The organism is Pseudomonas shirazensis (genome assembly GCF_050496565.1).
Taxonomy (GTDB): domain Bacteria; phylum Pseudomonadota; class Gammaproteobacteria; order Pseudomonadales; family Pseudomonadaceae; genus Aquipseudomonas; species Aquipseudomonas shirazensis_A.
Map to the genome: position 1 here is coordinate 1 of NZ_JBNWAE010000031.1, position 13,242 is coordinate 13,242.

12 protein-coding genes are annotated in these 13,242 nt (G+C 63.5%); 6 read left to right on the forward strand and 6 right to left on the reverse strand.

The window, feature by feature from the left end:
• Nucleotides 1-39: 39 nt before the first annotated feature.
• Together ACQZ2L_RS24910 and ACQZ2L_RS24915 are read right to left on the reverse strand one after the other, a co-directional pair.
• Nucleotides 40-336: a BolA family protein gene (locus ACQZ2L_RS24910; protein WP_430328290.1), complete on the reverse strand. Its 297-nt coding sequence runs from the start codon at nt 334-336 to the stop codon at nt 40-42.
• A 10-nt stretch (nt 337-346) separates the two neighbouring features.
• Nucleotides 347-868 carry a DUF2059 domain-containing protein gene (locus ACQZ2L_RS24915; RefSeq protein WP_430328291.1) on the reverse strand — a complete coding sequence of 174 codons (522 nt, stop codon included), beginning with the start codon at nt 866-868 and terminating at the stop codon, nt 347-349.
• A 154-nt stretch (nt 869-1,022) separates the two neighbouring features.
• Between ACQZ2L_RS24915 and ACQZ2L_RS24920 the strand changes: the two genes are divergently transcribed.
• On the forward strand, nt 1,023-2,417 hold the full coding sequence (locus tag ACQZ2L_RS24920) for a class II fumarate hydratase (RefSeq protein WP_430328292.1): 1,395 nt from the start codon (nt 1,023-1,025) through the stop codon (nt 2,415-2,417).
• A gap of 140 nt (nt 2,418-2,557) precedes the next feature.
• Here the strand turns inward: ACQZ2L_RS24920 and ACQZ2L_RS24925 are convergent, their stop codons facing one another.
• Nucleotides 2,558-3,511 (reverse strand): DMT family transporter, encoded by a 954-nt coding sequence (locus tag ACQZ2L_RS24925; protein WP_430328293.1) that lies wholly within the window; start codon nt 3,509-3,511, stop codon nt 2,558-2,560.
• A gap of 161 nt (nt 3,512-3,672) precedes the next feature.
• Complete coding sequence (gene pap / locus ACQZ2L_RS24930) at nt 3,673-5,166, reverse strand: polyphosphate:AMP phosphotransferase (RefSeq protein ID WP_430328294.1); 1,494 nt, start codon at nt 5,164-5,166, stop codon at nt 3,673-3,675.
• A 123-nt stretch (nt 5,167-5,289) separates the two neighbouring features.
• Here pap and mnmC point away from each other — a divergent pair, with 123 nt between their 5' ends.
• From mnmC to ACQZ2L_RS24955, 5 genes are all read left to right on the forward strand, one after another.
• On the forward strand, nt 5,290-7,266 hold the full coding sequence (mnmC, locus tag ACQZ2L_RS24935; protein ID WP_430328295.1) for a bifunctional tRNA (5-methylaminomethyl-2-thiouridine)(34)-methyltransferase MnmD/FAD-dependent 5-carboxymethylaminomethyl-2-thiouridine(34) oxidoreductase MnmC: 1,977 nt from the start codon (nt 5,290-5,292) through the stop codon (nt 7,264-7,266).
• Nucleotides 7,267-7,546: 280 nt separating this feature from the next.
• Nucleotides 7,547-9,334, forward strand: a complete 1,788-nt coding sequence (locus tag ACQZ2L_RS24940; protein ID WP_103438222.1) for an N-acetylglutaminylglutamine amidotransferase — start codon at nt 7,547-7,549, stop codon at nt 9,332-9,334.
• A 3-nt stretch (nt 9,335-9,337) separates the two neighbouring features.
• On the forward strand, nt 9,338-11,083 hold the full coding sequence (gene ngg, locus ACQZ2L_RS24945; protein WP_430328296.1) for an N-acetylglutaminylglutamine synthetase: 1,746 nt from the start codon (nt 9,338-9,340) through the stop codon (nt 11,081-11,083).
• A gap of 63 nt (nt 11,084-11,146) precedes the next feature.
• Complete coding sequence (locus ACQZ2L_RS24950; protein ID WP_430328297.1) at nt 11,147-12,331, forward strand: osmoprotectant NAGGN system M42 family peptidase; 1,185 nt, start codon at nt 11,147-11,149, stop codon at nt 12,329-12,331.
• A 61-nt stretch (nt 12,332-12,392) separates the two neighbouring features.
• Nucleotides 12,393-12,620: a YheU family protein gene (locus ACQZ2L_RS24955; RefSeq protein WP_101321674.1), complete on the forward strand. Its 228-nt coding sequence runs from the start codon at nt 12,393-12,395 to the stop codon at nt 12,618-12,620.
• A gap of 31 nt (nt 12,621-12,651) precedes the next feature.
• On the opposite strand, the gene csrA is transcribed toward ACQZ2L_RS24955, so the two are convergent.
• Both csrA and ACQZ2L_RS24965 read right to left on the reverse strand, forming a co-directional pair.
• A complete protein-coding gene (gene csrA / locus ACQZ2L_RS24960) occupies nt 12,652-12,831 on the reverse strand; it encodes a carbon storage regulator CsrA (protein WP_430328298.1) in 180 nt (59 codons plus the stop codon).
• 275 nt (nt 12,832-13,106) lie between these two features.
• Nucleotides 13,107-13,242 (reverse strand): integrase core domain-containing protein (locus ACQZ2L_RS24965; protein WP_430328299.1); only part of this gene is annotated, 136 nt, incomplete at its 5' end.

Sequence of the window (13,242 nt, forward strand, 5' to 3'; positions counted from 1 at the left end):
GGGGGATGTTGCGCAGTTTACCAGAATGCCTGGGAGGTTTCAGTGACCGCCGCCAGCACACACCGGCGATGCCGGTGCTGCGCCAACCTTGGCCCACTCCTCAGGGGTGTAGGTGTGAATGGCCAGGGCATGAATCTGCCCCATCAGATCGGCCATGGTCGCGTACACCCGCTGGTGGCGCTTGACGCTGTTGAGGCCAGCGAACTGCTCGCTGACCAGCACCGCCTTGTAGTGCGTCTCCAGCCCACGGCTGTGCATGTGGCTTTCGTCGAGCACCTCGAGGTGCACGTCGGCCAATGCCGCCAGTTGCTGTTCGATGCGTTGCTGCATGTTCATCAGCGTTGGCTCACTTCTTCGCAGGAGCGGCTTTGCCAGCGTTCGGGTCGAGCTCTTTGGTCATGTCGTCAAGCAGCTTGTTGACCACCGGTACCGCTGGCTCCAGGCTCTGCTGGGTCAACTGGGCCGACTGCTGGGTGACCTTGGGCATTTCGCGCAGGACTTTCTTGCCCAGTGGCGACTCGTAGAACTTGACCAGGTCCTGCAGCTCGCCTTCGGTGAAGGTCGCGGTGTACAGGTTGACCATCTGCGGCTTGAGCTTTTTCCAGCCAATGGCGTTGTCCAGGGCAGCGTTGGCCTTGGCCTGGTAGCTGTCGAGCACGGCTTTCTTGGAGGCTGGTGCCTTGGTCTGCTCGAAGCGCTGGGCAAACATCTGCTGCACCTGCATGTACACCGGAGTGCCCAACTTGTCGGCATTGGCCAGGGTCAGGAACTTCTCGGCGGCTTGGTTGTGCGCAGGGGTTGCGGCAAGAACCGAACCGCTGGCGCAGGCCAGGGCGACGGCGGCACAAAGGACACGGAGACGGGTCATTGCAAATCCTTCAGGAAAGGGAGGCGAGTACCTCAGAGACGAGCATTCTGCGCCGCGCCGGGCGCTCTACTCAAGTAGCACGATGAGCGATTGAACCGCTCGGTCGAATAGGGGCCTAAACTGCGGATTCAGACGATTATGGAGTGAACGCCGCATGAGCCGTATCGAAACAGACAGCCTGGGCCCGGTCGAAGTTCCTCAGGACGCCTACTGGGGCGCGCAAACCCAGCGTTCGCTGATCAACTTCGCCATCGGCCAGGAGCGCATGCCGCTGGCCGTTTCGCACGCGCTGGCGCTGATCAAGAAGGCCGCCGCACGGGTCAACGACCGCAACGGTGACCTGCCGGCGGATATCGCCCGGCTGATCGAACAGGCCGCCGACGAAGTGCTCGATGGCCAGCTGGACGAGCAGTTCCCGTTGGTCGTGTGGCAGACCGGCAGCGGCACCCAGAGCAACATGAACGTCAATGAAGTGATCGCCGGGCGCGCCAACGAGCTGGCCGGCCAGGGCCGCGGCGGCAAGTCGCCGGTACACCCGAATGATCACGTCAACCGCTCGCAGAGCTCGAATGATTGCTTCCCCACCGCGATGAACATTGCCGCGGCGCAAGCCGTGCACGACAAGCTGCTGCCAGCGATTGCCGAGCTGTCGTCAGGGCTGGCCGAGCTGTCTGCGCGCCATCACAAACTGGTCAAGACTGGCCGCACGCACATGATGGACGCCACACCAATCACCTTCGGCCAGGAGATCTCGGCGTTCGTCGCCCAGCTCGACTACGCCCAGCGAGCGATTCGTGCAGCGCTGCCGGCGGTGTATGAACTGGCCCAGGGCGGCACGGCTGTGGGCACCGGCCTGAACGCACCGCATGGTTTTGCCGAAGCGGTCGCCGCCGAACTGGCGGCATTGTCCGGGCTGCCCTTCGTCACTGCGCCGAACAAGTTTGCTGCGCTGGCCGGGCATGAGCCGCTGGTCAACCTGGCCGGTGCGCTGAAATCCCTCGCCGTGGCCTTGATGAAAATCGCCAACGACTTGCGCCTGTTAGGCTCCGGCCCGCGTGCAGGGCTGGCCGAAGTACGCCTGCCGGCCAACGAGCCGGGCAGCTCGATCATGCCCGGCAAGGTCAACCCAACTCAGTGCGAGGCGTTGTCGATGCTGGCCTGCCAGGTGCTGGGCAATGACGTGACCATCGGATTCGCGGCCAGCCAGGGGCATCTGCAACTGAACGTGTACAAGCCGGTGATCATTCATAACCTGCTGCAGTCGATCACCCTGCTGGCCGATGGCTGCAGCAACTTCCAGCAGCACTGCGTGGCCGGCATCGAGCCGGATGCCGAGCAGATGGCCGAGCACCTTGAGCGGGGTTTGATGCTGGTGACTGCGCTGAACCCGCATATTGGTTATGACAAGGCTGCGGAGATTGCCAAGAAGGCTTACAGCGAAGGGACCACCTTGCGCGAAGCTGCCCTGGCGCTGCAGTACCTGACCAATGAGCAGTTCGATCAGTGGGTGCGGCCGGAGAACATGTTGGCGCCTGGTGCCAAGGGTTAGCCGCAAATCTATCGCTATGCACACGTCCCTGTAGGAGCGGCCTTGCGTCGCGAAAGGGCTGCGTAGCGGCCCCAGATTTCAGCTTCGCAGCTGATATCGCTGGGCCCGCTATGCGGGCCTTTCGCGACACAAGGCCGCTCCTACAAGGGCAGCGCACGCCTTGCGCGCCAGCTGGCCAGCAGCGACGGGCCCAGCGCCACCAGCGCCGAGCCAAGCACCACCGTCACCGCGCCGATGTAACCCAGCGCATTGATCTGCTCGGCATGCACATACTCCGGCCACAGCCACGCAGCCAGCGCTACGGCGACGAACGTCACCAAGGGCGTAAGAGCCAATGTTGCACTGACCCGCGACGCCTCCCAATGCGCCAGCGCCTCGGCGAATGCGCCATACGCCACCAGGGTATTCAAACAGCAGGCCAACAGCAGCCAGCCTTGCAAGGGACTCAACTGCAGCGCCTCCAGCGGGTGCACCCAGGGCGTCAGCAGCGCCGCGCAACCCAGGTAGATCACCATCATCACCTGCTGCGAATTCCAAACGGTCAGCAGCTGTTTCTGGCTCAGCGCATAAAACACCCAGATGCTGGTCGCCAGCAAAATGGTCAAGACGCCCGTGGTGTAAGTGCCCAACGACCCCAGCAGCTCAGCCAGGCGCTGATTGAAAAACAGCCCAAAGCCCATCAGCAGCACGACCAGACCCATGCCCTGGCCCCAGCTGAAGCGCTCCCTGAACACGAACACGCTGGCCACCAGCAGCAGCACCGGGCCGATCTGCACCACCAACTGAGCCGTGCCGGGGCTGAGCAGTTTGAGCCCGATCAGGTACAAGACGTAGTTGCCGAGCAGGCCGAAGATGGCCAGCGCCACCAGGCCGGTACGCTTGCGGCCCAGGCCGGCAAATGGCGGCAGTCGGCGCGTGGCCGACAGCCAGATGAACAGCAGGCCACCGGATACCAGCAGGCGATACCAGGTCACCGTGACCGGGTCCATCACCTGCAGGACCTGCTTGAGCTTGATCGGCAGAATGCCCCAGAGCAGCGCGGTCAACAGTGCCAATAGCAGGCCATGGACCCAGCGTCCGGAAGTGGTGTGCATAACGTCCTCGATCAAAGCCCGTGGTGGGGGTGAGTGCAGTCTAAGGGCTTGGCGGGTGTGACTGGTCGAAAATGACTGGAAAAAAATGCATCAGGTCATTCCGTGGCGGCATGCCTGCCTGCTGCGCACTGGGCGCGACGCCGCAGGCAGGCCGTTTGCGGTTACTTCTTGTGCTTGGCGAACGCTGCTTCCAACGCCTCGTTGATGGTGCGCAGGACCTTCACCCTCGCCCAGCGCTTGTCATTGGCCTCGACCAGCGTCCAGGGTGCGATCTCGGTGCTGGTGCGGTCGACCATGTCGCCGACCGCTTCGGTGTAGACGTCCCATTTTTCGCGGTTGCGCCAGTCATCTTCGGTGATCTTGTAGCGTTTGAAGGGTATTTGCTCGCGCTCTTCAAAGCGCTCCAATTGGGTCTGCTGATCGATCGCCAGCCAGAACTTGACCACTACAACGCCGGCGTTGCTCAGTTGCTCCTCAAAGTCATTTATCTCACCATAGGCGCGCATCCAGTCGGCCGGTGTGCAGAAGCCCTCGACCCGCTCCACCAACACCCGGCCATACCACGAGCGATCGAAGATGGTGAACTTGCCGCGTGCTGGCACATGCCGCCAGAACCGCCACAGATAAGGCTGCGCGCGTTCTTCTTCAGTGGGTGCGGCAATCGGCACGATGCGGTACTGGCGTGGGTCCAGCGCAGCGGCCACACGGCGGATCGCGCCGCCCTTGCCGGCCGCATCGTTGCCTTCGAACACCGCGACCAGGGCATGCTTGCGCATATGTTTGTGGCGCAGCAAACCGGCCAGGCGCGCTTGTTCGGTGACCAACTGCTGCTCGTAGTCCTTCTTGTCCAAACGCCGGCTCAAATCCAGCGCGTTGATCAGGTTGAGGTCGTCGATGCTGCGCCCCAGCGGGGCGACGTTGCCCTTATGCTTGGCCTTGGGGTCCACAGCCAGCGCGGCCTGCATGCTTTCGAGCAGGATCTGGCCGACGGCCAGGCTGCGGTAATGCGGGTCAGCGCCTTCGATCACGTGCCAGGGCGCATAGTCGCGACTGGTACGGCGCAGCACACGCTCGCCGAAGCGCACAAAGCGGTCGTAGGTCTGCGACTGTTGCCAATCCAGCGGGCTGATCCGCCAGCTGTGCAGAGGGTCGTCGCGCAGGGTCTTGAGGCGCGCCTTCATCTGCTTCTTGGACAGGTGAAACCAGAACTTGATGATCAACGCGCCTTCATCGCAGAGCATCTGTTCCAGCCGTTCGGCGCCGGCAATCGCTTGATCGAGCACGGCGTCCTTGAACTGGCCATGCACCCGGCCCTGCAGCATCTGACTGTACCAGTTGCCGAAAAACACCCCCATCCGGCCCTTCGGTGGCAGCGCCCGCCAATAGCGCCAGGCGGGCGGCCGGGCCAGTTCTTCGTCGGTCTGCTGGTCAAAGGTCAGCACGTCGATCAGGCGCGGGTCCATCCACTCATTGAGCAACTTGACCGTCTCGCCCTTGCCGGCGCCCTCGACACCATTGATGAGGATGATCACCGGCAGGCGAGACTGCTGCTTGAGCTCGTACTGAGCGTCGAGCAGCGCCTCGCGCAGCGCCGGTACTGCAGCATCAAAGGTGTCCTTGTCGATATGGTGACCGATTTGCGCAGATTCGAACATGCTGGCGTGGCTCCTTCATTGGAATGACAAGACTAGCGGATCGGCAGCGATTTATGCGCTTGCGTGCAGCCTAAGACCTGCGCAATGGCTTAAAATCCCGCTTCCGCTGCCGCCGAGCCGACCATGCCAGACCCTACCCTCCCCCAGCATGCCCAGATTGACTGGGACGATCAGGGCCGCCCGCACTCGCGGCAATATGACGACGTGTACTTCTCCACCACCGAAGGCAGCCTCGAAACCCAATACGTGTTCATCGAAGGCAACCGCCTGCGCCAGCGCTTTGCCGAGCTGCCAGCCGATGGCTGCCTGGTGATCGGCGAAACCGGGTTTGGCACCGGGATGAACTTCTACTGTGCCTGGCAGCTGTTTGCCGAGCAGGCTGCGGCCGGCGCCCGTCTGCATTTCGTCAGCGTCGAAAAGTACCCGTTGAGCCATGCCGACCTGAGCCGCGCCGTTAAGCTGTGGCCTGAGCTGGCGGCTTACTGGCAGCCGCTGCTGGACCAGTACGTGGCAGTGCATCCGGGCTTCCAGCAATTCAGTTTCGACGGCGGCCGGGTGACCTTGACCCTGCTGATCGGTGATGTACTCGAGCAACTGCCGCTGCTCGATGCGCGCATCGACGCCTGGTTCCTCGACGGTTTCGCGCCGGCGAAAAACCCCGACATGTGGACCCCCGAGCTGTTCGCGCAATTGGCGCGGCTGTCGCATGAAGGCACCAGCATCGGCACCTTCACCACCACCGGCTGGGTCCGCCGGAGCCTGATCGAGGCCGGTTTCAGCATGAAGAAGGTGCCTGGGCTGGGCACCAAGTGGGAGGTGATGAACGGCTACTACAGCGGCCAGCCAGTGGTGACCGCCACAGCACCGTGGTACGCCCGCCCAACAGCCACCGGCTGCCCGCGTCAGGCGCTGGTGATCGGCGCCGGGCTGGCTGGCAGTGCCAGCGCCGCCAGCCTGGCCACACGGGGTTGGCAGGTCACGGTGCTGGAGCGCCATGCTGCGCCTGCGCAGGAGGCTTCGGGCAACCCGCAAGGCGTGCTGTATTTGAAGCTGTCTGCCCATGGCACTGCACTGTCGCAGATGATCGTGGCCGGCTTCGGCTACACCCGCCGTTACCTCGAACGTTTGCAGCGCGGCCGCGACTGGGATGCCTGCGGCGTGCTGCAGCTGGCTTTCGATGCCAAGGAAGCCGAACGTCAGGCCAAGCTCGCTGGCGCCTTCGACAGCAGCCTGCTGCGCCCGCTTGATCAGCTTGAGGCCGAGCAGGTGGCAGGGGTCAGCCTGGCCAGTGGCGGCCTGTTTTATCCACAGGGTGGCTGGGTGCACCCGCCGGCGCTGTGCGCTGCGCAATTGCAGCACACGTGCATTGAAGTAAAGGTGCATCAGGAAGTGCTCGAACTGCGTCGGGTCGATGGCCTCTGGCAAGCCTGGGCAGGCGAGCGTTTGCTGGCCACTGCGCCGGTGGTGGTGCTGGCCGGCGCAGCCGACGTGCGCGCTTTTGCGCCGTGTGCCGAGCTGCCGCTCAAACGCATCCGTGGGCAGATCACCCGCTTGCCGGCCACTGCCGAAAGCCGGTCTTTGAATACCGTGGTGTGTGCCGAGGGCTATGTGGCGCCGGTACGCGATGACGAGCATACCCTTGGCGCCAGCTTTGACTTCCACAGCGACGACCTGACCCCGACCGTGGCCGAGCATCAGGGCAACCTCGAGCTGCTCGAGGAAATTTCCACCGACCTCGGTCAGCGGCTGCAGCTCGCCACGCTGGACCCGGCGCTGCTGCAAGGGCGCGCAGCGTTTCGCTGTACCAGCCCGGACTATCTGCCGATTGTCGGGCCGGTTGCGGACGCGCAAGGCTTCAACGAGGCCTATGCCATGCTGCGCAAGGATGCTCGGCAGCTGCCTGCGGTTGACTGCCCGTGGCTGGATGGGCTGTACGTCAACACCGGGCATGGCTCGCGCGGCCTGATCACAGCGCCGCTCAGCGGGGAGTTGCTGGCGGCCTGGATCTGCGGGGAACCGTTGCCGGTGCCGCGGGCGGTGGCTGAGGCGTGCCACCCGAATCGCTTTGCTTTGCGCGCCCTGATTCGCGGCAAGGCTTGAGCAATGCTGGGGGCGCTGCGCACCCCTTTCGCGACACAAGGCCGCTCCTACAGGGGACCGCGTATGACTTGCTTGCGCGGTCCGTGTAGGAGCGGCCTTGTGTCGCGAAAGGGCTGCAACGCAGCCCCAACGATCTCAACCCAAGCCCGCTAGCCAGCCCACCAACCACTCATCCCTTATAACCGATTGATATAAAACTCTCAGAAACCGCTCCGGTCACTACCTAAGTGCCCGTCATCCGGCGAGGCACCTTCCCCAACGGCAAAACCGGTAAGGACTTATGTGCGGATTAGCTGGAGAGTTACGTTTTACCCCGATCAATCAGGCCCCGCGCCCCGCGGATCTCGCCGCGGTTGAGCGCATCACCCACCATCTGGCGCCACGCGGCCCGGATGCCTGGGGCTTCCATAGCCAAGGGCCGATTGCCCTCGGCCATCGCCGTTTGAAGATCATGGACTTGTCCGACGGCTCGGCGCAGCCGATGGTCGACAACAACCTCGGCCTGTCGCTGGCGTTCAACGGCGCCATCTACAACTTCCCCGAACTGCGCCAGGAGCTGCTCGACCTGGGCTACACGTTCTGGTCCGACGGCGACACCGAAGTGCTGCTCAAGGGCTATCACGCCTGGGGCGCCGCGCTGCTGCCAAAGCTCAACGGCATGTTCGCCCTGGCCATCTGGGAGCGCGACACCCAGCGCCTGTTCCTGGCCCGTGACCGCCTTGGCGTCAAGCCGCTGTACCTGTCGCGCAACGGTGAACGCCTGCGCTTCGCCTCAACCCTGCCGGCGTTGCTCAAGGGCGGCGATATCGACCCGGTGATCGACCCGGTCGCGCTCAACCACTACCTCAACTTCCACGCTGTGGTACCGGCGCCGCGCACCTTGCTGGCCAATGTGCAAAAACTCGAACCCGGCACCTGGATGCGTGTTGACCGCCACGGCGAAGTCGAACGCCAGACCTGGTGGCAGCTCAAGTACGGGCCGAATGCCGACGAGCAGAAGCTCGACCTGGAAGACTGGACCACCCGCGTGCTCGACGCCACCCGCGATGCGGTGGCGATCCGTCAACGCGCTGCGGTGGACGTCGGCGTGCTGCTGTCGGGCGGGGTCGATTCGAGCCTGCTGGTCGGCCTGCTGCGCGACGTTGGCGTGGACGACCTGTCGACCTTCTCGATCGGCTTCCAGGATGCTGGCGGTGAGCGCGGCGACGAGTTCGAGTTTTCCGACCTGATCGCCCGCCACTACGGCACCCGCCACCATCAGCTGCGCATCGATGAACACGAAATCATCGACCAATTGCCGGCGGCGTTCCGTGCCATGAGCGAACCGATGGTCAGCCACGACTGCATCGCCTTCTATCTGCTCTCTCGCGAAGTGGCCAAGCATTGCAAAGGCGTGCAGAGCGGCCAGGGCGCCGATGAGCTGTTTGCCGGTTATCACTGGTACCCGCAGGTCGATGGTGCGGCCGACCCATATTCGGCCTACCGCGATGCGTTCTTTGACCGCAGCCACGCCGAATACCGCGAGACGGTGCAGGCACCCTGGCTGCTGGACAATGACGCAGCCGGTGATTTTGTCCGCGAACATTTCGCCCGCCCTGGCGCGGCCGATGCGGTGGACAAAGCGCTGCGCCTGGACAGCACGGTGATGCTGGTCGATGACCCGGTCAAACGCGTCGACAACATGACCATGGCCTGGGGCCTGGAGGCGCGCACGCCATTCCTCGATTACCGCCTGGCGGAACTCTCGGCGCGGATCCCGGCACGCTTCAAGCTGCCCGATGGCGGCAAGCAGGTGCTCAAATCGGCTGCACGGCGGGTCATCCCGCATGAGGTGATCGACCGCAAGAAGGGTTACTTCCCGGTCCCTGGCCTCAAGCACCTGGAAGGCGCCACCCTCGGCTGGGTACGCGACCTGCTGACCGACCCAAGCCAGGACCGCGGCCTGTTCAATCCGGCCATGATCGACAAGCTGCTGAGCAACCCGCATGGCCAGTTGACCCCACTGCGCGGCTCCAAGCTGTGGCAGTTGGCGGCACTGAACCTGTGGCTCAGTGAACAAGGAATCTGATCAATGAAAGCCCACGAAACAGCCTACGGCCAGCGCCTGCTGCGCGGCCAGGCCCCCTCCTACGCGCGGCTGCAGGCGCGCCTGGCCGAAGACGGCAGTGAGCCGCACGACCAGCCGCGGGCAGTTCATTGCGGCTGGGGCCGGCTGCTGATCGGCCACACCTACCCGGACCCTAGCTGCCTGGCTCAGGCGTTGCTGGATGAGGCGCCCGGCGAACGCGACATTGCCCTCTACGTGGCGGCGCCGCATCAGGTATTGGCGCACGCTCCGCAACAGCTGTTTCTCGACCCCTCGGATACCCTGCGCCTGTGGTTCAGCGACTATCGCCCGGCGCAGCGGGTGTTCCGCGGTTTTCGCATTCGCCGGGCACAGAGCGAAAGCGACTGGCAGGCGATCAATGCGCTGTACCAGGCGCGCGGCATGCTCCCGGTCAACGCCGAGCTGCTCACCCCGCGTCATCAGGGCGGGCCGGTGTACTGGCTGGCCGAGGATGAAGACACCCATGCTGTGATCGGCAGCGTGATGGGCCTGAATCACAGCAAGTCGTTCGATGATCCCGAGCACGGCAGCAGCCTTTGGTGCCTGGCCGTCGACCCGCGCTGCAGCCGACCTGGCGTTGGCGAGGTGCTGGTACGGCACTTGATCGAGCACTTCATGAGCCGCGAGCTGGCCTATCTGGATCTGTCGGTGATGCACGACAACCGCCAGGCCAAGCGCCTCTATGAAAAGCTCGGTTTTCGCAACCTGCCGACCTTTGCCGTGAAGCGCAAGAACGGCATCAACCAGACCCTGTTCCTTGGGCCTGGGCCTGAGGCCGAGCTCAACCCGTACGCGCGGATCATCGTTGACGAAGCCCACCGCCGCGGCATCGAAGTGCAGGTCGACGACGCCAAGGCGGGGTTGTTCACTCTTAGCCTGGGCGGGCGCCGGGTGCGCTGCCGCGAATCGCTCAGCGACCTCACCAGTGCCGTGAGCATGACCCTCTGCCAGGACAAGCGCCTGACCCAGCATGCGCTGGAAAAGGCCGGGCTGAAGGTGCCGGTGCAACAGCTGGCCGGCAATGCCGACGACAACCTGGCGTTTCTGGAAGAGCACAGCGCAGTAGTGGTCAAGCCGGTCGATGGCGAGCAAGGCCAGGGTGTGGCGGTCAATCTGACTACGCTTGAGGAGGTTTCCCAGGCCGTCGAACACGCCCAGCGTTTTGATAGCCGTGTACTGCTTGAGAGCTTCCATCCGGGGTATGACCTGCGCATCGTGGTCATCGGCCATGAAGTGGTGGCCGCAGCCATTCGCCACCCGGCACAGGTGATCGGCGATGGTACGCACAGCGTCAAGGCGTTGATCGAAGCCCAGAGCCGCCGCCGCGAGGCTGCCACGGCCGGTGAAAGCCGCATCCCCATGGATGAAGAAACCGAGCGCACCGTGCGTGCGGCAGGTTATGAGTACGGCGACATCTTGCCGGCAGGCGAGCGCCTGGCGGTACGCCGTGCGGCCAACCTGCACACCGGCGGCATTCTCGAAGATGTCACCGATCGTTTGCATCCGGCCCTGGCCGATGCCGCCGTGCGCGCTGCGCGGGCGCTGGATATTCCCGTGGTCGGCCTGGACTTCATGGTCGGCGATGCCAGCCAGCCCGACTACGTGATCATCGAAGCCAACGAGCGCGTTGGCCTGGCCAACCATGAACCGCAACCCACGGCCGAGCGCTTTGTCGATCTGCTGTTTCCGCACAGCCGGGCGCCAGCCTGAATCACCTGGGGGCCTGCGCGGTAACCGCGGCAGGCCACCCTTCCCCACCGCCTAGGAGTGACTATGTCTGTAACCCACCCCGAACCGGATCTGGACTACCTGAAACGCGTCCTGCTGGAAATGCTCGCCATCCCCAGCCCGACCGGCTTTACCGATACCATCGTGCGCTATGTCGCCGAACGCCTGGATGAGCTGGGCATTCCATTCGAGCTGACCCGCCGCGGCACCATCCGCGCCACCCTCAAAGGCCGGCAGAGCTCGCCTGACCGCGCGGTCTCGGCCCACCTCGACACCATCGGCGCCAGCGTGCGCCAGTTGCAGGACAACGGCCGCCTGGCCCTGGCGCCAGTTGGCTGCTGGTCGAGCCGGTTTGCCGAAGGCAGCCGGGTCAGCGTGTTTACCGACACCGGCGTGTTCCGTGGCAGCGTGTTGCCGCTGATGGCCAGCGGGCATGCGTTCAACACCGCCATCGACCAGATGCCGATCAGTTGGGACCACGTTGAAGTGCGCCTGGATGCCTACTGCGCGACCCGCGCCGATTGCGAGGCGCTGGGCATTTCAATCGGTGACTTCGTCGCCTTCGATCCCCTGCCGGAGTTCACCGAGAGCGGCCATATCAGCGCCCGCCACCTCGACGACAAAGCCGGTGTGGCCGCGCTGCTGGCGGCGCTCAAGGCGGTAGTAGAAAGTGGCGAGCAGCCGCTGATCGACTGTCACCCGCTGTTTACCATCACCGAGGAAACCGGCTCTGGTGCTGCGGGAGCGTTGCCGTGGGACGTCAGCGAATTTGTCGGCATCGACATTGCGCCAGTGGCGCCTGGGCAGGCCTCCAGCGAGCATGCGGTAAGCGTGGCCATGCAGGATTCGTCCGGGCCGTACGATTACCACCTGTCGCGGCACCTGCTCAAGCTTGCCAATGATCAGCAACTGCCGGTGCGCCGCGACCTCTTCCGCTACTACTTCAGCGACGCGCACTCGGCGGTTACCGCGGGCCACGACATCCGTACAGCATTGGTGGCGTTTGGCTGCGATGCCACCCACGGTTATGAGCGGACCCATATCGACAGCTTGGCAACCCTCAGCCGGCTGCTTTGCGGTTACCTGCTCAGCCCGCCGGTGTTTGCCAGCGATTCGAACCCGGCCAATGCTTCGCTGGAGCGCTTCAGTCACCAGATCGAACATGATGCGCAGATGGAGAGCGATACCCGCGTGCCACCGGTCGACAGCCTCCTGGGTAACAAGCTGTGACGCCTGTGGTGCGCGAATCGCGTAGCATGGCGGGATTGCCGATCAATCAACGAAGTTGCCCATGCTGATTCCTTACGACCAACTCGAAGCTGAGACCCTGACCCGCCTGATCGAGGACTTCGTGACTCGCGAAGGCACCGATAACGGCGATGACACGCCGCTGGAGACCCGTGTGCTGCGGGTGCGCCAGGCGTTGGCCAAGGGTCAGGCGTTTATCCTGTTTGATCTGGAAAGCCAGCAGTGCCAGCTGCTGGCCAAACATGATGTGCCCAAGGAGCTGTTCGAGTGATGCTGTGGGGGGCTGCGCGCCGGCCCCCGCTTTATTGCTCCTGCGCTTCGCGGGCTTTGATTCGTTTGTAGATTTCGCAGCGGTGGACGGGTAGATCGCGTGGGGCGTCGATGCCCAGGCGGACGATGCCGTGGTCGATCGCTACTACCACGATGTGGATGTCATCGTTGATGGCGATGACTTGGCCAACCTCGCGAGTCAGTACCAGCATGGTTTGATCCTCCTCGTTTCAGGGAAGATTGGAGACTGCACTGGGTACATTCGCCTACACAACGTTACTCCTGCTAAATAGATCGGTCCTACGCTTTAGGGTAAAAACTCCTACAGATTTGGGGTGGTTTTTTGGGGAGTTGTGGAGGGGTGTTTCTTGGATGGTGTGGACTTATCCGTTTTTTGTGGTGGGTGGTTGGGCCCCTTTCGCCCTTACGGCGAGTTACTTTTTTGGCAAACTGTCCAGTCCTGAAATAGGTTTACACCTGTTTCGTTTCAAAACGCCTGATGCACGGCATCAGGCGTTTTGTATTCAAGGGCCGCATGTGGCCGCTCGCTGTTATAGATCGACACCGATTCCCCCACTATTTTCACTGCATCTGCCAGGTTTCTTGGTCGACGCAGCAGGAAC

Coding starts and splice junctions, on each gene's coding strand:
- ACQZ2L_RS24950 (WP_430328297.1), top strand. CDS start 11,147: ATGTCTGTAACCCACCCCGAACCGGATCTGGACTACCTGAAACGCGTC.
- pap (WP_430328294.1), bottom strand. CDS start 5,166: ATGTTCGAATCTGCGCAAATCGGTCACCATATCGACAAGGACACCTTT.
- mnmC (WP_430328295.1), top strand. CDS start 5,290: ATGCCAGACCCTACCCTCCCCCAGCATGCCCAGATTGACTGGGACGAT.
- ngg (WP_430328296.1), top strand. CDS start 9,338: ATGAAAGCCCACGAAACAGCCTACGGCCAGCGCCTGCTGCGCGGCCAG.
- ACQZ2L_RS24915 (WP_430328291.1), bottom strand. CDS start 868: ATGACCCGTCTCCGTGTCCTTTGTGCCGCCGTCGCCCTGGCCTGCGCC.
- ACQZ2L_RS24940 (WP_103438222.1), top strand. CDS start 7,547: ATGTGCGGATTAGCTGGAGAGTTACGTTTTACCCCGATCAATCAGGCC.
- ACQZ2L_RS24910 (WP_430328290.1), bottom strand. CDS start 336: ATGAACATGCAGCAACGCATCGAACAGCAACTGGCGGCATTGGCCGAC.
- ACQZ2L_RS24925 (WP_430328293.1), bottom strand. CDS start 3,511: ATGCACACCACTTCCGGACGCTGGGTCCATGGCCTGCTATTGGCACTG.
- ACQZ2L_RS24920 (WP_430328292.1), top strand. CDS start 1,023: ATGAGCCGTATCGAAACAGACAGCCTGGGCCCGGTCGAAGTTCCTCAG.
- ACQZ2L_RS24955 (WP_101321674.1), top strand. CDS start 12,393: ATGCTGATTCCTTACGACCAACTCGAAGCTGAGACCCTGACCCGCCTG.
- csrA (WP_430328298.1), bottom strand. CDS start 12,831: ATGCTGGTACTGACTCGCGAGGTTGGCCAAGTCATCGCCATCAACGAT.